This window comes from Sediminicola luteus, assembly GCF_002514735.1.
GTDB lineage: Bacteria > Bacteroidota > Bacteroidia > Flavobacteriales > Flavobacteriaceae > HQA918.
On the sequence record NZ_KZ300477.1, the window covers coordinates 307,086 to 326,773 of the forward strand.

Annotated in this window: 16 protein-coding genes and 1 pseudogene; 11 read left to right on the plus strand and 6 right to left on the minus strand. The window is 44.5% G+C overall.

The features are described from left to right. Positions 1-33 precede the first annotated feature (33 nt). The 3 genes from B7P33_RS05925 (at position 34) to B7P33_RS05935 (ending at position 7,987) form a co-directional block, all read left to right on the plus strand. Entirely contained in the window at positions 34-5,535 is a 5,502-nt protein-coding gene (locus B7P33_RS05925; RefSeq protein ID WP_097441048.1) for an alpha-2-macroglobulin family protein, read from the plus strand. A gap of 317 nt (positions 5,536-5,852) precedes the next feature. Next, positions 5,853-7,364: an arylsulfatase gene (locus B7P33_RS05930; RefSeq protein ID WP_097441049.1), complete on the plus strand. Its 1,512-nt coding sequence runs from the start codon at positions 5,853-5,855 to the stop codon at positions 7,362-7,364. Between the two features lie 107 nt (positions 7,365-7,471). After that, entirely contained in the window at positions 7,472-7,987 is a 516-nt protein-coding gene (locus tag B7P33_RS05935; RefSeq protein ID WP_097441050.1) for a hypothetical protein, read from the plus strand. Here B7P33_RS05935 and B7P33_RS05940 read toward each other — a convergent pair. Next, on the minus strand, positions 7,984-8,568 hold the full coding sequence (locus B7P33_RS05940) for a YceI family protein (RefSeq protein ID WP_097441051.1): 585 nt from the start codon (positions 8,566-8,568) through the stop codon (positions 7,984-7,986). The two genes, B7P33_RS05935 and B7P33_RS05940, sit on opposite strands and share 4 nt — an antisense overlap. 83 nt (positions 8,569-8,651) lie before the next feature. Here B7P33_RS05940 and B7P33_RS05945 point away from each other — a divergent pair, with 83 nt between their 5' ends. Then, positions 8,652-9,572 (plus strand): helix-turn-helix domain-containing protein, encoded by a 921-nt coding sequence (locus B7P33_RS05945; protein ID WP_097441052.1) that lies wholly within the window; start codon positions 8,652-8,654, stop codon positions 9,570-9,572. Positions 9,573-9,580: 8 nt separating this feature from the next. On the opposite strand, the gene B7P33_RS05950 is transcribed toward B7P33_RS05945, so the two are convergent. After that, complete coding sequence (locus B7P33_RS05950; protein ID WP_097441053.1) at positions 9,581-10,087, minus strand: CvpA family protein; 507 nt, start codon at positions 10,085-10,087, stop codon at positions 9,581-9,583. 85 nt (positions 10,088-10,172) lie between these two features. Here B7P33_RS05950 and B7P33_RS05955 point away from each other — a divergent pair, with 85 nt between their 5' ends. From B7P33_RS05955 to B7P33_RS05970, 4 genes are read left to right on the plus strand one after another with little or no spacing between them, the layout of a single operon-like run. Further along, on the plus strand, positions 10,173-10,529 hold the full coding sequence (locus tag B7P33_RS05955) for a hypothetical protein (protein ID WP_097441054.1): 357 nt from the start codon (positions 10,173-10,175) through the stop codon (positions 10,527-10,529). 47 nt (positions 10,530-10,576) lie between these two features. Then, positions 10,577-10,888 carry an antibiotic biosynthesis monooxygenase family protein gene (locus B7P33_RS05960; RefSeq protein WP_097441055.1) on the plus strand — a complete coding sequence of 104 codons (312 nt, stop codon included), beginning with the start codon at positions 10,577-10,579 and terminating at the stop codon, positions 10,886-10,888. Positions 10,889-10,930: 42 nt separating this feature from the next. After that, complete coding sequence (gene pbpC / locus B7P33_RS05965; RefSeq protein ID WP_317042824.1) at positions 10,931-13,267, plus strand: penicillin-binding protein 1C; 2,337 nt, start codon at positions 10,931-10,933, stop codon at positions 13,265-13,267. A gap of 54 nt (positions 13,268-13,321) precedes the next feature. Then, positions 13,322-13,858, plus strand: coding sequence for a GNAT family N-acetyltransferase (locus tag B7P33_RS05970; RefSeq protein WP_097441057.1), 537 nt, complete (start codon positions 13,322-13,324; stop codon positions 13,856-13,858). Between the two features lie 136 nt (positions 13,859-13,994). Here B7P33_RS05970 and B7P33_RS05975 read toward each other — a convergent pair whose 3' ends face one another. The 3 genes and pseudogenes from B7P33_RS05975 to B7P33_RS19810 all read right to left on the minus strand — a co-directional run. Next, on the minus strand, positions 13,995-14,534 hold the full coding sequence (locus B7P33_RS05975; RefSeq protein ID WP_097441058.1) for a dihydrofolate reductase family protein: 540 nt from the start codon (positions 14,532-14,534) through the stop codon (positions 13,995-13,997). Positions 14,535-14,597: 63 nt separating this feature from the next. Continuing rightward, a complete protein-coding gene (locus B7P33_RS19335; protein WP_172435865.1) occupies positions 14,598-15,026 on the minus strand; it encodes a helix-turn-helix domain-containing protein in 429 nt (142 codons plus the stop codon). Between the two features lie 54 nt (positions 15,027-15,080). Beyond that, positions 15,081-15,353: pseudogene (locus tag B7P33_RS19810) on the minus strand (DUF6597 domain-containing transcriptional factor); the annotation flags it as partial. 121 nt (positions 15,354-15,474) lie between these two features. On the opposite strand from B7P33_RS19810, the gene glpK reads away from it, so the two are divergent. From glpK to B7P33_RS05995, 3 genes are all read left to right on the plus strand, one after another. Beyond that, positions 15,475-16,965, plus strand: coding sequence for a glycerol kinase GlpK (gene glpK / locus B7P33_RS05985; RefSeq protein ID WP_097441060.1), 1,491 nt, complete (start codon positions 15,475-15,477; stop codon positions 16,963-16,965). Between the two features lie 111 nt (positions 16,966-17,076). Continuing rightward, positions 17,077-17,577 carry a hypothetical protein gene (locus tag B7P33_RS05990; protein ID WP_097441061.1) on the plus strand — a complete coding sequence of 167 codons (501 nt, stop codon included), beginning with the start codon at positions 17,077-17,079 and terminating at the stop codon, positions 17,575-17,577. A gap of 94 nt (positions 17,578-17,671) precedes the next feature. Next, the gene (locus tag B7P33_RS05995) at positions 17,672-18,511 is read left to right on the plus strand and encodes an arabinofuranosidase catalytic domain-containing protein (RefSeq protein ID WP_172435866.1); all 840 of its coding nucleotides are present in this window, start codon (positions 17,672-17,674) and stop codon (positions 18,509-18,511) included. Positions 18,512-18,523: 12 nt separating this feature from the next. Here the strand turns inward: B7P33_RS05995 and B7P33_RS06000 are convergent, their stop codons facing one another. Beyond that, the gene (locus B7P33_RS06000; RefSeq protein WP_097441063.1) at positions 18,524-19,519 is read right to left on the minus strand and encodes an NAD(P)H-dependent glycerol-3-phosphate dehydrogenase; all 996 of its coding nucleotides are present in this window, start codon (positions 19,517-19,519) and stop codon (positions 18,524-18,526) included. Positions 19,520-19,688 lie beyond the last annotated feature (169 nt).

A 19,688-nucleotide genomic window follows, 5' to 3' on the forward strand; every position in this document is an offset into this window, starting at 1 on the left:
AGTATCTTTACCGATAGAAACCAGCATTTTACCATGAGGAAAATCTTCCACCTCCTACTCGTTATAGGCTTTTTGAGCCTTTCTTCCTGTAAAAACAAAAGCAACAAAGCTACTTTATCCCAACTCGATCGTTATTCGGAATATATCAATCAGATTACCCATGGGATTATCTCTACCCATGATCCCATACGAGTGGTTTTTGCCCAACCCCTTTCTACCTATGAAGTTGGTTCGGTACTTGAGCCCAATCTCGTTGAAATTACGCCAAAGACCAAGGGTAGCTTACAACTCGCGGACGATAAGACCTTGGTTTGGATTCCCGACTCTCCTTTATTACAGGATACCGAATATCGTATTAGCCTGAAAATGGATGTTTTATATCCGGATATCGATAAGAAGTTAAGTACCTTCGCCTTTGCCTTCAAAACCCTGAAACAACAATTTTCGGTCTATACCGAGGGCATTCAATCTTATGATAAAAACCTACAATATGTAAAAGGAGAAATCCGCTTGGCCGATTTAATGGCCGTAACCGAGGTGGCCCAACTCATAAAGGCGACCCAAGAAGGGGAAGCCGTTTCGTTTACATTGCAAAGCCCCCCCGAAAAGGGCCGACAGTTTTCCTTTATACTCGACAGTATCCAAAGAAAGGATAGCGATTCTGAATTACACCTTAAGTGGGATGGGAGTCCGTTTGGCATTTCCACCCAAGGCAGTGATGTATTGACCATTCCGGGTAAGGACAACTTTAGTGTTACCCGAATAGAGGTACAGACCCAGCCCAGCAAAATGTTGGAAATCCATTTTTCGGATCCCTTAAAGAAAAACCAAGATTTCAAAGGTTTGGTGAATCTTCAGGGCGATTCCAAATTAAAGTTCAAGGTTGCGGGCAATACCTTAAAAGTATATCCGTCGAAAACCACAACGGGCACCCTATCAATAGAGGTGTTCCCGGGTATTGCCAGTGAAGACGATTATAGTTTAAAGGCGGCCTTTCAAGAGAGGGTGGCCTTTGAACAACCTAAACCCGAACTCAAGGTGCTTTCGAGCGGAACGCTTTTACCCAGTTCCAATAACCTAAAAATCAATTTTGAAACCGTAAACCTTAAAGGGGTCGATGTGCGCGTATTTCGCATTTTCGAAAACAACGTGCTACAGTTTTTACAGACCCGCGAATTGGAAGGCTATGGCAACCTCCAACGGGTAGCCCGCCCCATTGCCCAAAAAACCTTAGACCTACAGTCACAAGCCGGTTTCCGTGCCGAGAAATGGACCGCCCATGCGCTTGATCTCTCCACTTTGATCGAACCCGAACCTGGTGCTCTATATAAGGTAGAGTTCAATATTAGGCCCTCCCTATCCCTTTACCAATGCGAACAGACGTATTTTGACGGCTACAAAGAAGACAAAAGCGAATACGACCAAGAGACGGAAACCAGTTATTGGGATGGCTCTGAAAGCTACTATTACGAAGGCGGTTATTACAATGGTTATGACTGGAACGAAAGGGAAAATCCCTGCCATGGCACCTATTATGTAGACAAAAAGAAGTACGCTACGGTATTGGCCACCGATATTGGGGTTACGATTAAAAAAGGGGCGAACAACAGCTATTTTGCAGCCGTGACCAACCTATTGGACACCGAACCCATGGCTGGGGCCAAACTCACCTTTTATAATTACCAGCAACAGCCATTGGGATCCTTGGTTACCGATGCAGAGGGAATGGCCATTTTCGATGCCGAAGAAAGTGCTTATTTCGTGGTAGCAGAGGCCCAAAACCAAAAAACATATTTAAAACTCAAGGATGGCAATGCCCTTTCGATGAGTAAGTTCAATGTTTCAGGGGCCCAGATCCAAAAAGGCATCAAGGGGTATATTTACGCCGAAAGAGGGGTTTGGCGCCCTGGGGACGAGATGCATTTGTCGTTTATGCTTAACGACAAGGCCAATCCGTTGCCTAGTGGTCACCCCATAAAACTTGAACTTTTCGATCCGTACCAAAAGTTGATCAAACGGGAATTGCGAAAAACAAATGCCGAAAACCTCTATTACTTCAGGCTCAAGACCGAGGCTACGGACCAAACTGGGCCTTGGCTGGCCAAAGTGTCGGTGGGCGGTGCCGTATTTACCAAATCGTTGCGCATAGAAACCATAAAACCCAATCGATTAAAGATTCAGGCCCAACTGAAAGGCAACGCCAAGACCATACAAGAAAATATAGCGGCCGAAATAGCCGTAAAATGGCTGCACGGTGCCACGGCCCGAAACCTAGATTTGGATGTTTCGGCGAAATTCGACCAAAAGCGAACCCAGTTCACGGCTTATCCGGCCCATGTATTCGACGACCCCAGCCGTTCGTTTTCCGGGGAAGAACAAGAGCTCTTTAAGGGGAAATTGGATAGCGAGGGAAAGGCCCATTTCAGTATGCGACCTAAGCTTGAAAACAAGGCGCCCGGAAAGTTGAACGTGGCCTTCTTGACCAAGGTCTATGAAGATGGGGGCGATTTCAGTACCGATGTATTCACGGCCGAATATGCCCCATACGATACCTATGTTGGGCTTTTGGTACCCAAAGGAGACAGCAAACGCAATATGCTTCTGACCGATACCCAGCATCGTTTTGAACTGCAAACCGTAACGGCAGAAGGAAAACCTAAGGCTACCCAAGGTTTACAGGTTAGTATACATAAGGTAAAATGGCGCTGGTGGTGGGAAAGCGGCCCAGACAACCTATCGAATTATCAGAGCAGTAGGTACCATGAAGAAGTTTTTTCGAAAACCTTGGATACCGATACCCAAGGAAAGGCCCATTTCGATTTTGAGCTCAAGTACCCCGATTGGGGCCGGTATTTGGTACGGGTAGAAGACCCTTCGGGTGGCCATGCAACCGGGCAAACCATTTATATCGACTGGCCAGGCTGGGCCGGAAAGGCACGAAAGGGTGACCCTACCGAGGCCAGCATGCTCCGATTCAGTACCGACAAGGAAACCTATAATACTGGGGAAACCGCCCAGGTCAGCTTTCCTAGTTCCTTGGGGTCGCGTGCCCTATTGACCGTAGAAAATGGAAATGAGGTATTGGAGGCCCAATGGGTAAACACCCAAGAAGGGGAAACCAAGGTAGAACTTCCGATTACGGAACTTTACACGCCCAATGTATTTATCCATATATCACTTTTACAACCCCATGCCAATACTAAAAACGATGCGCCCATGCGCTTGTATGGGGTAGTACCCATAGCGGTAGAAAATCCGGAAACCCGTTTGGCCCCAGAGATCCAAATGCCTAATACGCTACGCCCGGAAACCGAGGTAACTGTTAAAGTAAAGGAAAAACAAGGCAAACCCATGGTGTATACACTGGCTGTGGTAGACGAAGGCTTATTGGACCTAACCCGTTTTAAAACCCCTGACCCTTGGAATGCCTTTTATACCAAAGAAGCCTTGGGCGTAAAAACCTGGGACGTTTTCGATGATGTGGTAGGCGCTTATGGCGGGCGAATCAACCATATTTTTGCCATTGGTGGCGATGGAGCCTTGGCCGGGGCGAACAACAAAAAAGCCAATCGGTTCAAACCTATGGTTCTTCATTTAGGACCATTTACGCTAGCTGCGGGTAAAACCGATACCCATAGCCTGAACATTCCAAAATACATTGGCGCGGTACGTACCATGGTAGTAGCACACGATTCCGACGTGGGGAGTTATGGTTTTGCCGAAAAATCGACCCCGGTCAAAAAACCACTGATGGTCTTGGCCTCCCTGCCCCGTAAAGCCAGTCCTGGTGAAAAAATCAAGGTACCAGTAACCGTTTTTGCCATGGAACCCAAAGTAAAAAAGGTTACGGTTAAGATCGATGGTCTTAGCGGGTTTAAAAACCTGGGGGACAGCTCGAAACAAGTAATATTTGATCAACCCGGTGAAAAAATGGTCTATTTCGACTTGGAAGTCACCGAAGGTGTAGCCATCGGCAAACTTAGCATCAAAGCTTCAGGTGCCGGGGAAAGGGCAAGTTATGATCTGGAAATGGATTTGGGCAACCCCAACCCCATCAGTAGTACCCTACAACATTTGGTATTACAGCCTAAATCTGAAACCAGCTTGGCTTGGGATACCTTTGGGGTAGCCGGAAGCAATGGGACCGAACTGGATATTTCGAGCTTACCTCCCATGAATTTTAACGGCCGTATGCAAAATTTGATTCGCTATCCGCATGGCTGTTTAGAACAAATTACCTCGGCGGCCTTTCCCCAACTCTATTTAGATGATATGTTCGATTTGGATATCAATCGTAAACAAAAGGCTGAAAAACATATTAAACAAGCCATAGACCGATTAAAATCGAACCAATTACCCAATGGCGGGTTCGGGTATTGGCCTAGCCAAAATCGCGCCAATGATTGGGGCACCTCTTATGTAGGCCATTTCTTCTTGGAAGCCGAAAAACAAGGCTATGTGGCCCCAATCGGATTTAAGCAAGCTTGGATAGACTACCAAAGAAATACGGCGAAACGTTGGCGGGCCGGAACCAACCATTCCGACCTTAACCAAGCCTACCGCCTCTTTACCTTGGCTTTGTCCGGTAATGCAGAGCTGGGGGCCATGAACCGACTGCGGCAGAAAACCACACTTTCTACGAATGCCAAATATCGTTTGGCGGCAGCCTATGCCCTTATGGGTCAAAAACAAGTGGCGAAAGAAATGCTTCAGGGTACCACACCAGATTTTAACGACCGGAACCATTACCGTTCCTATGGCTCGGTGACCCGCAATAAGGCCATGGCCTTGGAAACCTATGTGATACTGGAAGATATGGCCAAAGCCCAGAAAATAGCCGAAGCCATCGCCAAAAACCTTCAAGAAACAAAATGGATGAGTACCCAAACCACGGCATACGCCCTTTTGGCCTTGAGCAAATTCGCAAAAGGGGTCGGTGGCAAGGGTATACAATTGGATATGGGTACAAACGGAAAAGTATCGACAGAAAAAGCTACGGCGATTCGCAATGTTTCAGTAAAACCAGGGCACAATAGCCTACAATTGAAAAACCAGGGGGAAAACACCCTTTTCGTTACCCTATCGAATTCGGGGCAATTGCCCATTGGCCAAGAAAAAACCTATGGACGCAACCTAAGGCTTAGTCAACGTTTCACAGATAAGAAAGGCGGCAGCATTGTAGTCGATAAGGTGGCCCAAGGCACCAATTTGGTTATGGAGGTTATCGTTACCAATACAAACGCTGAACCGATAAAAGATGTAGCCTTAACTACCTTTTTACCTAGTGGCTGGGAAGTGATAAACACCCGATTTACCGACTATGGGGAAGTAGCCCAAGCCGATTATTCTGACATCAGGGACGATAGGGTAAACCATTATTTCGATTTAAAGAAAAACGAAACCAAAACCTTTAAATTATTGGTCAATGCCTCCTATTTAGGGTACTATTATTTACCAGGGGCCCAAGTAGAGGCCATGTACGATGCCGAATATGCTGCCCGAAACAAAGGCCAATGGATTCAAGTAACGGAATAATTAGCTCGTAAGCAAGTATGTTTTGAAGGAAACAACCTACATTTTTATGGGATAGGGATAGTTCTGATTTCTATCTGTATAAAAATAGCCCTTTAATTTTAGGAGTTTACATACCGCCAAGGGTAAAAATCCTTAAATTTGGGGCCATAAGGCGTAAAACACGTGTAGAATCAAGGCTTTTGTGTCGCTCATTCGGGAATAGTTGAAAAATGATGCGTGATACCGAACGTTTAGTCGGATATATTTGCCCTTTATCGATTCGTCCTTTTATTCAGAGTATAACTAAACAAGTATATTAACTGAGATTTTTCAAAACTATGAAAAGAAGCGCTTTGCTTATCGCCCTTTTGGCGATGCCATTTATTATGATGGCCCAGAAGAACAAGAAGCCGAATATCCTCGTTATCTGGGGAGACGACATCGGTTGGGCCAACATTAGTAAGTACAACCACGGCATGATGGGGTACCAGACCCCGAACATTGACCGAATCGCCAACGAAGGTGCCATGTTCACCGATTGGTATGCACAACAATCCTGTACCGCAGGTAGGGCCGCCTTTATTTTAGGGCAGCACCCTTTCCGTACCGGACTTTTGACCATTGGTATGCCTGGTGCCAAACAAGGTATCCAAGCCGACCAACCTACCATTGCCGAATTGTTAAAGAACCAAGGGTATACCTCGGGCCAGTTCGGAAAGAACCACTTGGGTGATCGCGACGAGCACTTACCGACCAACCACGGTTTCGATGAGTTCTTTGGTAACCTGTACCACTTGAACGCCGAAGAAGAGCCGGAAACCTATTATTACCCAAAAGATGCCGAGTTCCACAAAAAGTTCGGACCTCGTGGGGTAATCCATTCGTATTCTGATGGTCGTATCGAAGATACGGGGCCTTTGACCCGTAAGCGTATGGAGACTGCCGATGAGGAATTTACCGCAGCTGCCATTAAATTTATCGAAAATGCCCACAAAGCTGGTAAGCCTTTCTTCGTTTGGTTGAGTGCCACCCGTATGCACGTTTGGACCCACCTTAAGGAAGAAAGCCAAGGTGTAACCGGAATCGGTCTTTATCCCGATGGTATGGCCGAGCACGACAAAGCCATTGGTACCGTATTGGCCAAGTTGGAAGAGTTGAAGATCATAGACAATACCGTAATCATGTACTCTACCGATAACGGTGCCGAGAAATTTACATGGCCCGATGGTGGTACTACCCCATTCGCCGGTGAAAAAGGTACCACTTGGGAAGGTGGTTTCCGTGTACCTTGTGCCATTCGTTGGCCAGGTGTGATCAAGCCAGGAACCATCGATAACAACATCTACTCTCACGAAGACATGATGCCTACCCTTTTGGCTGCTGCCGGTGTTGATAATGTAAAAGAACAATTATTGACCGGGTACAAAGCCAATGGTAAAAACTTCAAGGTACATTTAGATGGTTACAATATGAAGCCTTTCTGGGAAGGGAAGGTAAAAGATCCATTGCGTAACGAAATCTACTATTTCGATGCTGGTGGTAACTTGAACGCCCTACGTTATAAAGATTGGAAATTGCATTTTACCATCATGGAAGGTGCCATTAACGAAGCGTACAGAAAGACCCCTTCTTGGCCTATTCTGATCAACCTTCGCGCCGATCCATACGAAGTATCGTACAAGTCTGCCCTGTATACCCGTTGGTTCGCCGACAATATGTGGACCTTCGTACCGGCCCAGGCCTATGTTGGTAAGTTCTTGGAGACCTTTAAAGAATTCCCACCGGTTCAGGGAGGATCTTTGGGTATCGACAAAGTGGTTCAATCGCTACAAAGCCGCCCACAGAACTAAGCCAAGCTTAGATAAAATTTTTAAAAGACCGTCCCTGCAATTATGTTGGGGCGGTTTTTTATGTTTAGCCTACCTATACCCAACCTGAAAGTCTTAAATATAACGGCATGCCCGATACGCCAAACCAACTAATACTATTAAGAAACGACCGGAACATAGTACATCTAGTTTTGGCCACACTTGGCTATACCCTTTCCTTATGGTTATTGTATAAACTTGTTTTGCACCACACCAACACTGTCGAAAGCATAAAAAGGTTAGGTGGTATCATCATTATAATAGGTGTGGCCTTACGCCTATCCTTGATAAAAGAAACCATAATTGATATTGAAAAACAGCGGTATCGCCAAGGGTTTGGCCTTGGTACTTGGGTATTCTCCAAATGGCGCCACTTACCATCTATTGAATATATCTCGGTTTTTAAGCAAGCCTTAAGTGACGGAAACCATCAATATCAGATAAACCTATGGTATCAAAAGAGTAAAAGGATTACCGCATTCGAGTGTTTAGATAAAGAAAAGGCCATAACAATAACCCAAACACTGGCCCATAATTTTCAATTGGATTGGTTAGATGCCACTTCCCCTAAAAAAATATGGCACAAAAACGCCCAAATAGATTAACACCCATCCTCAAAACGGATGTTTACGTCCAGTTCTATGATATTGGAGATAACATCATGTTTATGGGGCCCCATAAGATTTTCATTGGCATAGTCTACCTTCCAACGGTTACGGTCCAATTTTAGTTGGGAACGCAAGACCATGGCCCTAGCCTCACTGGCCAAACTAGCTTTAAAGGTGATAAAGTTACGAACGCCCTTTAAGGTTAAAAAGCCTTCAACATCCAAAGTATCGTCCGTATTATAATACACCCTACTTATCTCGAGCGTAGCTTCCGGGTACATCCCTACATCAAAAAACAATGGGCTCTTTAAAAAAGTAATCAAAGCATTTTTCGAAGCGCCTTCGGTGTCGGCCAGGGTACGCATATCAATCGAAAAACGTCCCGATTGGATTAACCCTTCCTTCATATCAATTCCGCCACCAGAGAATTTTAAAGTCCCCCGTTGTTTGTTCAATTCGGCAAAGTTAGATCCTGTCCAACCTACGGTGCTCTGGGTGGTATCGAGCACTAAGGAATACTGCGCCTGCATAGATCCCACACCCATCAACAATAACAAAAGGAAACAAAGCTTTTTCATAGCACGAATTTTAGTAATTATTTAATCCAAAGCTATTTGGTACACCCTTTAAAGATGTCAAAAAAATGTAAAACCAGTGTCAAATGTGCAGAATTATCATTTACTTGAAATACTTTTACACGCATATGTCCCTAAAAAACCTGTTCATTGTTTTACCCATGTTGGCTTTAGGCTTATTGCTTCTGTTAGGAGGCAAGGCCGAAGAACCCCTACCCCATTTTGAGGAAAAGGTAAAAGTGGCCTTACGGAAAACCGGGCATAACCTCTTGTTGGCTTCCCAAGACTCTACCTCGCTGGTCTTACCCATTCAAAAACTGGAAGAAAATAAATTCCGCCTCACCTTTGAAACCGATTTGGTTTTGGCCCCCGAGCAGGTCGTTTCCGAGATCAATACCCATTTAGGGCAAAGTGGACTTTCGCAGGATTATATCGTGGAATTGGTCGATTGCGATACCCAAAACGTATGGTATAGCTTTCAAATGGTACAAGACCAAAAAGATGATCTGGTCACCTGCCAAGGTCGTACCCTCCCCCTAAATTGTTATGCCCTGGATATCGTCTTTATAAAACCACAGCCTACCCATGCCATTGGCACACCGAAAACCTATCTCTCCCTGATGCTCATCGGATTTTTAGGCTTCGGGCTTTGGTATACCAACCAAAAAAAATCTGCTGCCGATAAACAAGAGAATCAAGCGGAAAATACTTTGATCTTGGGCCCTTACCGATTGGATTGCGATAACCTACAACTATTGGGTGGGGCGCAACCCATAGAACTCAGTACCAAGGAAAGTGAATTATTGGCCATTTTTTCGCGTCATGGCGAGCAGGTGGTAAAACGTGAGATATTGGTAAAGGAAGTTTGGGAAGACAAAGGCATTTTCGTGGGGCGTAGTTTGGATACTTTTATCTCTATGATCCGTAAAAAACTAAAACCCGATGGGCTTCTGCAAATCGTAACCGTACATGGAGTGGGGTATCGCTTGGAGTCTAAACAGGAATAACCCCTACGCTACACCTCAAGTAAAGGTTCATCTGTATCCCGCAAAACGGCATCGAAAATAAAATCGCCAATATCCTTTATGGGCTCATAGAATACCGATTCTTCGATTATCTCTTTGTCAACCCATCCCCATTGTAAGAGGGTATTGTGAAAAAATATGATCAAGGCCCCAATGATCACTGCGTTCTTTAAGGCACCAAAAACCGCCCCCAACAACTTGTTAAGTCCGCCCAACATGGCAAAATCAGCTATTTTTGTCAAGAGTTTCCCGGCCATGGAAACCCCAATTACAATCGCTGCAAAAGTGATGACAAAGGCCAATATTTTAATGTATTGCGAGTCCCATTCCATGTTCTGATGTAGATAATCTTCAGCGATATACGAGAAATGAATGGCACCGAAAATACCGGCGATCAAAGCCACCAAAGAGGCCAATTCTACAAACAGGCCGTTGGAAAAGCCTTTATACAACCCCCAAAACAGGAGAATTCCGATAACGATATCTAAAATGGGCATAGCGATGGTTTACACAAATATAGCAGCCAAAAGACAAGTCACAAAACCAAGATGGTATTCGTAACTTTGCCCGATAAATAGATGTATGGCCAGGGATGAAGTTTTAAAAGAGCGCTGGGAGTTATTGGTAAGTCAATTATCGGCAAAATTTTCTAATGGAGACCCCCTCGATCTCGATGCCATTATCTATCTGATCGGCATTCAGGAACTGGGGCAACCCAAGCGAAAGTATAAAAAAGACGAGAAGGTAAACTTGATGCATATCGCTATTTGCCGTCTTTTGGAACCCTATGGTTATTATGAATTCGACTTCTTCGATCCGGACGGATGGCCCCACTACAAGGTAAAAGAAAACCTACCCTTTTTAAAAGCCGGCGAACAGTCCGTTTTAATGAAAGAGGCCATAGTAAGCTATTTTGTGGAAAAAGGTTTTTTCGAATAAGGCTACAAAAAGGCGATCCTCGTATCTTTATTCCAAAAGAGAAAGCCATGCAAGCCCCTTATTATGCCGTAATTTTTACCTCAACCCGTAACGATGGTGATCAAGGCTATGCCGAAATGGCCCAAAAGATGGAAGCACTCGCCCAGGAACAACCGGGTTTTTTAGGTATGGAAAGTGCCCGGGAACAGCTTGGTATTACCGTAAGTTATTGGGAAAATATACAGGCCATAACCCAATGGAAAAAGCAATTGGATCATGTTGATGCCCAACGAAAGGGCCGTTCTACCTGGTATAGTGGTTACCGAGTACGGATCTGCAAGGTAGAACGGGAATACAGCTTTGGGAAACTTTCTTTCTAAGTTATGGTTTTCAGGTTAGGACTGACAACCATTACAAAACGTTTGGGGCAGTATATAGTGCGGCACCCATTACAGTCTACCCTTTTCCTTATTACACTAATCGGGTACTATTTTTGTTTGCCACAGACCCTTTTTAACCAACCCACGGCCACGGTGGTACATGCCCGAAATGGGGAACTGCTCGGTGCCAAGATCGCGGCCGATGGCCAATGGCGATTCCCAGCACTAGATTCGGTGCCCAAAAAATTTGAACACTGTCTGTTGGCATTCGAAGATGGCTATTTTTACCAGCACCCCGGTTTTAACCCGGTTGCCATGGGCAAGGCCTTAGGTGCCAATTTGGCCCAAGGCAGGGTTGTTCGTGGTGGCAGTACCATAACCCAACAATTGATCCGCTTGCATCGCGGGCAAAAAGGCCGCACATATTCCGAAAAACTTTGGGAACTGGTTTTGGCCACCCGGGCCGAATGGCGTTATACCAAAAAAGAGATTTTGGCTCTTTATGCTTCCCACGCCCCTTTTGGTGGCAATGTGGTAGGCCTGCCCATGGCCGCCTATCGCTATTACGGTCTATCGCCCGACCAACTTTCTTGGGCCGAAGCCGCTACGCTTGCTGTTTTACCTAATGCCCCTGGACTTATTTTTCCGGGAAAACGACAGGAAAGGCTGAAAAAGAAACGGGATTTTGTGCTTAAAAAACTCTTCGACCAAAAAGTGCTCGACAGCACCACTTACCAACTGGCCCTGTTGGAACCACTACCCAATGCCCCCTATGCCCTACCAAAAACGGCTACACATCTCGTGGCCCACCTTGGGCAAACCCAAACCGGGCAGAACATTACCACTACCCTTGACTATAACCTACAAGAACGGATAAACCAAATCGTAAGTAGGCACCACAGGCAACTTGTAGGCAATCAAGTGCATAACGCGGCCGTATTGGTAGTGGACACCAAAACCCGTGAGGTGCTGGCCTATGTAGGGAATAGCCCTACCGACAAAGCCCATGAAAAAGATGTGGATATGGTTCGGGCGAACCGTTCTACGGGTAGTTTGTTAAAACCCCTACTGTACGCCGCTGCCCTAGATGCTGGGGAATTAAGCCCTACCATGTTAGTGGCCGATGTACCCACCCATATTGCCGGTTATAATCCAGAGAATTTTTCCAAAACCTACGCTGGGGCCGTAATGGCCAAAACAGCCTTGGCTAAATCGTTGAACGTTCCTGCCGTACGCATTTTACAGAATTATGGCTTACAGAAATTCCGCGCCCAACTGGACGCCTTTAAATTAAAAGGAATAAACAAACCTGCCGACCATTACGGACTCACCCTGGCCTTGGGTGGCGCAGAAGCCAATTTATGGGATCTAACCAAGGTTTATGCCAGTATGGGCAGCACGGTTATGCACTTTACCCAAAGTTCTTCAGAATACTATCCGAACGAGATACAGCCACCCATTTTGGAAAAAGGAAAACAAGCCGATTTCGGATTGCCTACACAGGAAAAAACCACTTTTGATGCCGCCAGTGTCTATTTGACCCTAGAAGCCCTAAAGGAAGTGAATCGGCCCGAAAGCAACCAAGCCTGGCAATTTTTCGATTCGGCCCGACCCATTGCTTGGAAAACCGGGACCAGTTTCGGGAACAAAGATGCCTGGGCCATAGGTGTTACCCCTGAATTTACCGTGGGTGTTTGGGTGGGTAATGCCGATGGCGAAGGGAGGCCGGGCATCACCGGGCTAACGGCGGCCGCCCCTGTTTTATTCGATATATTCGGCAGTCTACCCCAAACCAGCTGGTTTCCCAAACCCTTCGATGCCTTTAAGCAAGTCGCACTATGTACCCAAAGTGGTTTTTTGGCCACCGAAGTCTGTACTAGTAAAACGGTAGATATCCCGAATACGGCCATTGCCCTATCAGCCTGCCCCTACCACCACTGGGTGCACCTCAATCCACAAACCGGTGAACGGGTAAACAGTTCTTGTTTTGAAGTTAGTGCCGCACAAAAAACGGCATGGTTCAGCCTACCTCCACTTATGGAATGGTATTTTGCCAAAAACCAGGCCCAATACCAAATCTTACCCCCTTTTCAAAAAGGTTGTGAAGTTGTAGACGCCTCTCCCATGGCCTTTATCTACCCCGCAGCCCAAAGCCGGATAAGCTTGACCAAGGATTTCGATGGGGAAATAAACCCCATGGTAGCCCGTTTGGCCCATTCGGATTATGATAGTGAAGTCTTCTGGTATTTAAACAGTGACTATGTTGGCCATACAAAACAATATCACGAAATGGAACTTTGGCCAAAAACAGGTGCCCATACACTAACCGCCACGGACGCCGAAGGCCACCAAATTCAAGTGAAGTTTTCGGTGGATTGAAGTAACGATATCGATAGTTGTATGTAATATGTATATTGAATTAAAAAGGAAAAATTGGACAATTATTTTATAAAAAGCGAGAGATTAGGTTTTTCAACTTGGGGTAAAGAAAAATTCCCATTTGCAAAGGAATTGTGGGGAAATATAAATGTGACAAAACTTATTGATTCAAGAGGCGAATTAAATGACAACCAAATATTTGAAAAACTGAACGCTGAAATTGAAAACTATAAAAAGCATGGAATTCAATATTATCCTATTTTCTTACTCGAAAATAATGAGTTTGTTGGTTGCTGTGGATTAAAACCTTATGATTTAGATAATGGAGTTTATGAAATTGGTTTCCATATTGTTCCAAATCATTGGAAAAAAGGAATTGCCAAAGAATCCGCAACAAGAATTATTAAATATGCTTTCGTTGATCTAAAGGCCAATGAACTTTTCGCTGGTCATAACCCGAATAATATTGGTTCACAAAAACTATTAAATAAACTAGGGTTTGAATACATTGGTGTAGAATTTTTTGAACCAACAGGTTTAAATCATCCATCATATAGAATGAAAAGAAACACTACATTTAACAATACTTAGACACAATAACGGTGGATTCCGCTTCCTTTTGCCATACTTAAGGCAGGCAGAATCCACTCGGAATTGCTATGGCTTGCGATCTAAACAAAAATCCAATAGCTTCAATCCCATAACTGCAGTTATACGAGACCGATACTTACTTTTTACGTTTATATCGACACTGAGTAATTTGATTCAAATAGGTTGTTGATTCAACAAAATCAAATGCCATTAGCTGTGGTAGGTTGCCAAATAATGGCACCCCGCCTCCGAGTAATACGGGGATCCGTGAAATAATCAGTTCGTCAATCAAGTTTTCCCGTAAAAAATTCTGGATGGTGGTGCCTCCATCAATATATAGATTCAAGAAGCCTTTATCATGAATTTCTTTTAAAACAGTATTCAAAGCACCTTTTACCAAGAATGCCTTATCGGCATGGCTCTGTGGTATCTCATTTAAACTATTACTCAGCACAAAAACAGGTTTGGTATACGGCCAATCGACATCGAAACCGATAACGGTCTCAAAGGTATTGCGCCCCATAACCAAGGCATCTACGCGATTCATAAACGCTAAAAAACCCATATCGTCCTGATTCGGATTGGGTATACTATGCAACCAATCCAATCCGCCCTTGGAATCGGCAATGTACCCGTCTAAGCTTGTGGCAATATAAACTATGTTCTTTTTTTCCATGATCCATTACATTTTTATAATCGCAAAGTACCTGATATCCCGATAGTCAAAATTGTACAGAATTTACCCCAAGCTCGGCGATCTATACTGTTTGGGGCTACAGCCACAAAACTTTTTAAAATTTCGGATAAAATGCGATTGATCGTAAAATCCGGCATCTAAGGCTAATTCGGTTAGACTCCCAAATCTTGAGGTTTCCAACCGTTGAATGGATGTATTGATCAATTTCAATTTTACATAGGTATTAGGCGTAAGCAAATAGTCTTTTTTAAATTTTTGGATAAAACTTTTTTGCGTTATGGCGAGGGTATTTCCAAAGGCATTCATAAGTCCCTTTCCCAACACCTGATTTGAAACAAAGCGATCGAATCTTTGTACATCCTCATCCAATCGGAATTCTTTGAAAAGGGTATACAATGGTCCTTCTAAAGCTTCCAGGTTCAATGCGCTTGAGACGGTTAGGGAGTTTCCGATAATTTCACCCAATTCCATAAGTAAGGTGGCGTCTAGATTTCGTTTTAAAAACCCATAGCAAAAGGGTTTTAGAATAAAGCCTACAGTCTGATATCTTCCTGAAACCCTGGTTCGAAATGGTCTTGTTTTCAGTCCTGAAATCAGATATTGTATATTATTATGATCGTAGGTTTCGACATGTTGTCCTTCGACTTTGAAAGTGTCCCCATAATTAAAAATCAATTCTGTGAACATGGGGGCGAAATGGCTTGCATTGATTTCTAAGTTAACGGAACTCCCTACCCAAATTACTTCCACAAATTGACTAAGGGGTGCTTTGGGACGGTATGTTCTACTATAAACCATGGAAACAAACTAAGCTCATCCCTTTTAAAATACATTTTTGAATCAATAATCCATCAAGAAGTACAAATACTTTATTATAGAAATCGATTCCGTAATTTTAGAGCAACCATTCCCAAAGGAAATGCAAGACCAGAAATACATTCTAGCCTTAGATCAAGGCACCACCAGTTCGCGGGCCCTTTTGGTGAACGCCTCCGGGGAGATTATCGGCATGGCCCAAAAGGAGTTTAAACAAATATTTCCCCAAACGGGTTGGGTAGAACATGACCCTTTAGAAATTCTCGACAGCCAGTTAATGGTACTAGAAAAGGTAGTCCGACAAGCCGGAATCGCCCCGGAACAAATTGCCGGATTGGGCATTACCAACCAAAGGGAAACTACCGTAATCTGGAACAAACATACGGGCAAACCCATCTATAACGCTTTGGTATGGCAAGATACCCGAACCACCGACATATGTGAGGCCTTAATTGAAAAAGGACTGGAAGCTTATGTAAAAAAAACCACAGGTCTGGTTATCGACGCCTATTTTTCGGGTACCAAGATTCTATGGTTGTTGGATCATATACCCGGTGCACGCGAACAAGCCGAGGCCGGCGAACTCCTCTTCGGCACGATTGATAGTTGGTTGTTGTGGCATCTTACCGATAGGCAAGTACATGCCACCGACATGACCAATGCCTCACGTACCTTACTCTATGATATTAACCAACTCTGCTGGGACGAATATTTACTCGAAACCTTGAATATTCCGGCAGCCATTTTACCCCAGGTTCACCCTTCGGTACACCCCTTTGGCCATTTTAAGCTTCAAGGGCATACCATCCCCATTACGGGAATAGCGGGGGACCAACAGGCCGCCTTGTTCGGACAGGCCTGTTTTAAAAAGGGTATGGCCAAAAACACCTATGGTACCGGCTGTTTTATGCTGATGAATACCGGTAAAAAACCACAGTTTTCAACGAATGGGCTACTTACCACCATTGCCTACGGGGTAGATGGCAAAGTAACCTATGCCTTAGAGGGTAGTGTTTTTGTTGCCGGTGCCGCCATACAATGGTTACGCGACGGGTTGGAACTGATCCAAAGTGCGGAAGAAACCCATGCCTTGGCAGCATCTTTACCGGAAGACAACCCGGTATATGTGGTTCCCGCTTTTGCCGGCTTGGGTGCACCTTATTGGGATATGTATGCGCGTGGGGCCATTTTCGGCTTAACCCGAGATACCGGAAAGGCCCATTTAGCCAAGGCTACCCTAGAATCTTTGGCCTACCAAACCAAAGACATTCTTATGGCCATGAGTGAAGATTCGGGCATAAAACCTAAAAAACTACGGGTAGATGGTGGTGCCTGTGCCAACGATTATCTGATGCAATTCCAAGCCCATATCCTGAACATTGTGGTAGAACGGCCCAAAGTGGTGGAATCTACCGCCATGGGCGCTGCCTATATGGCCGGTATCGGCTGTGGTTTATGGCAATTCTCCGATATAAAAGACAATCAGCCTTTAGACCGTAGTTTTCTTCCCGGTTATGACAAGGAAAGACGCAAAAAGCTTTACAAAAAGTGGAAAAATGCCATAAAACGTACCAAAAAGTGGGAAAAAGATTGATTATCCTTAAGTACTCAATATAGTATAGGAAAACCTCAATAATTTTGTGTTTCACAACAAATTATAGTGTAATACCCCGTTCTAAACTAATTTGTGCCATGCACAACAATTATGGAATCCGTGAAGCTTTCATTACATAAAATCATAGGGGTCGTTATACTACTTTCCTCTAGTATTGCCATGGCCCAAATTCCAATTCTATCTACCGATGTTGGCGGCTATAATTCGGCCACGGAAGGCGATTTGTATCGCACTACCGATTCCAATGAATACTACATTGGGTTAGAAAATGGTTCGTTATTGCCCTTCGCGTCCAGCGTTGGGGTACAGACCAAAACAACAAACTATACCCTACAATCTACCGATAACCGATCGGTACTGACCTTTAACTCGGCCACGCCCGTTACCTTGACCATTCCGGCCGGGCTCCCTATAGGATTCAATATAAGTGTTTATCAACTTGGTATCGGACAGGTACAAATCGTGGGTAGTGGGGGCGTAACAATACGGCATAGGCTAAGCAGAACCAAAACCGCCGGGCAAGATGCTGGGGTCGGTATCGTGGCTACGGCCTCAAATAGCTATCATCTAACAGGTGACCTCTCGAATTGATATGTCTCGGTATCTCACCATACTATTTGTAATACTGGGAGTGTCGGTTTATGGGCAAATCGGGCAACATAACCAATACCCAACCCTAACCCCAATGCGGGCTGTAGATGAGTTGCCCGGTATATTGGACAATATCGCAACGGACTTGGCCGCTGCCTATTCCCTACGGAAGCTAAAAGGCGATTATACAGGGCCACTGATTCGGTTACGCAGGGCATCGGACAATGCCGAACGGAATTTTTATTCCCAAGACAATGATATTTGGATCGACCAGACAGCTATTAGCAATTGGGCGGGAGGGGCCAACCTTTTCGTGGTGCTCTGGTACGACCAAAGCGGAAATGAATTTCACGCTTTACAAAATGTACAAAATAAACAACCCCGATTTTATAACAATCCAACTACCCCTTTTTGGCAAGGTGATGGTTCTAACGATATTCTAGAAATACAGGCCGATACCCGAACCCAACTCACCAATAACGGCCGTGAAGCAAGTATATTTTTGATAACCCAAGCTACTAATCGAAGTCAATTTACTTTTGGTGCCGTTCAAGATTCCAATCGTAGTAATCGCTGGCAAGCCCATATTAACTGGTCTAATAATAACTTGTATTTTGACCCTGGGGATTGCTGCCAGTCCGGAAGGAATTTCAACAACTCAGGTACCAGCTACACCCAAGACAAACTATACACTTTTGTTAGGCGAACCAATAGCAGGATCGTAAATGTAAATGGGGTTAATCGAATGAACAATGCCTATTCCAGTTCCTACGCTTATACAGCCACCACCTTGTTTGGAATTGGAGGTGCTTCGGGTATTAACTTTCAATATGCCAACAATCATTTTATGGAGTTCATTATGTACCATTCCGATGTCCCCGCTGCAACAATAAATACCCTAGAATCTGATATGATGGGGTATTGGGGCTTGTAGCATCTGTTCACCCTAATCCAACTTCTCGGTCAGTTTTTTAAATACCTTTTTGGGGTTTTTGTGTTCGTACAACACTTCGTAGACCGCATCGAGGATAGGGGCTTTAGATTTCTTCTGGTGTTTCTCGCCCAATAAATAAGCACTTTTCGCGGCATAATAGCCTTCAGCCACCATATTCATTTCCATCATGGCGCTTTTTACGGTATAACCTTTGCCGATCATATTCCCGAACATACGGTTACGAGAAAAGATGGAGTAACCGGTCACCAACAAATCTCCCAAATACGCTGAATTGTTAATGTTTCGCTTCATTTTATGTACGCGATTGATAAAGCGTTTCATTTCGCGAATGGCATTGCTCATCAATACCGACTGAAAGTTATCGCCATACCCAAGTCCATGAGCTATACCGGCCGCAATCGCATAAATATTCTTTAACATGGCGGCATATTCGGTACCAATAATATCGTCAGAGATTTTGGTTTTGATATAGTCACATTCCAAATTTTTGGCTAGCATTTCCGCTTTGGCCTCATCGGCACAGGCCACCGTAAGGTAAGAAAGGCGTTCCAAGGCCACCTCTTCGGCATGGCAAGGGCCGGTAATTACCCCAATATTATCTAAAGGAATACCATAGCGCTGGTTAAAGTGTTCCCCAACGATTAGTCCGGATTCAGGGACAATACCCTTAATGGCAGAAAAAATGATCTTGCCTTCCAATGAAGTATGCAAGGCAGCCATAGACGATTCTAAAAAAGCCGATGGAATTACGAAAATCAAAACATCGGCGGCGGCAACGGCAACATTAATGTCAGCGGTAAGCTCTAGTTGTTCGGTATGGAATTCGACCGAACTTAAGTAGTTTGGGTTATGGCCTTGGGTGCGTATATGTTCCAAAGCATCGGTATTGCGCATAAACCAATGGATGGTCTTTTGGTTTTCCGACAACATTTTCACAATGGCGGTGGCCCAACTACCACCACCGATAACCGCAAACGATTGATCCATAGAATTGATTTATCGGCCCAAAAGTAACCAAATTTGCCATCAGGTCTTGGAAATAGGCCGATTTTACACCTAGCCCCAAACCCATTTTAATCGAATTTTAACACTATTGAATACATTTTTAGAAGCCTACTATACAATGAAGCTGTACATGTGACGTTATATTACAGAG

Bases quoted from the DNA above. Each gene is read 5' to 3' on its own strand.
- B7P33_RS05955 (WP_097441054.1), top strand. From the start codon at position 10,173: ATGGCCAGGGATGAAGTTTTAAAAGAGCGCTGGGAGTTATTGGTAAGT.
- B7P33_RS05960 (WP_097441055.1), top strand. From the start codon at position 10,577: ATGCAAGCCCCTTATTATGCCGTAATTTTTACCTCAACCCGTAACGAT.
- B7P33_RS05940 (WP_097441051.1), bottom strand. From the start codon at position 8,568: ATGAAAAAGCTTTGTTTCCTTTTGTTATTGTTGATGGGTGTGGGATCT.
- B7P33_RS05995 (WP_172435866.1), top strand. From the start codon at position 17,672: ATGCGGGCTGTAGATGAGTTGCCCGGTATATTGGACAATATCGCAACG.
- B7P33_RS05925 (WP_097441048.1), top strand. From the start codon at position 34: ATGAGGAAAATCTTCCACCTCCTACTCGTTATAGGCTTTTTGAGCCTT.
- B7P33_RS05990 (WP_097441061.1), top strand. From the start codon at position 17,077: ATGGAATCCGTGAAGCTTTCATTACATAAAATCATAGGGGTCGTTATA.
- B7P33_RS05945 (WP_097441052.1), top strand. From the start codon at position 8,652: ATGTGCAGAATTATCATTTACTTGAAATACTTTTACACGCATATGTCC.
- B7P33_RS05975 (WP_097441058.1), bottom strand. From the start codon at position 14,534: ATGGAAAAAAAGAACATAGTTTATATTGCCACAAGCTTAGACGGGTAC.
- B7P33_RS06000 (WP_097441063.1), bottom strand. From the start codon at position 19,519: ATGGATCAATCGTTTGCGGTTATCGGTGGTGGTAGTTGGGCCACCGCC.
- B7P33_RS05950 (WP_097441053.1), bottom strand. From the start codon at position 10,087: ATGCCCATTTTAGATATCGTTATCGGAATTCTCCTGTTTTGGGGGTTG.
- B7P33_RS05935 (WP_097441050.1), top strand. From the start codon at position 7,472: ATGCCCGATACGCCAAACCAACTAATACTATTAAGAAACGACCGGAAC.
- B7P33_RS19335 (WP_172435865.1), bottom strand. From the start codon at position 15,026: ATGGAATTGGGTGAAATTATCGGAAACTCCCTAACCGTCTCAAGCGCA.
- glpK (WP_097441060.1), top strand. From the start codon at position 15,475: ATGCAAGACCAGAAATACATTCTAGCCTTAGATCAAGGCACCACCAGT.
- B7P33_RS05930 (WP_097441049.1), top strand. From the start codon at position 5,853: ATGAAAAGAAGCGCTTTGCTTATCGCCCTTTTGGCGATGCCATTTATT.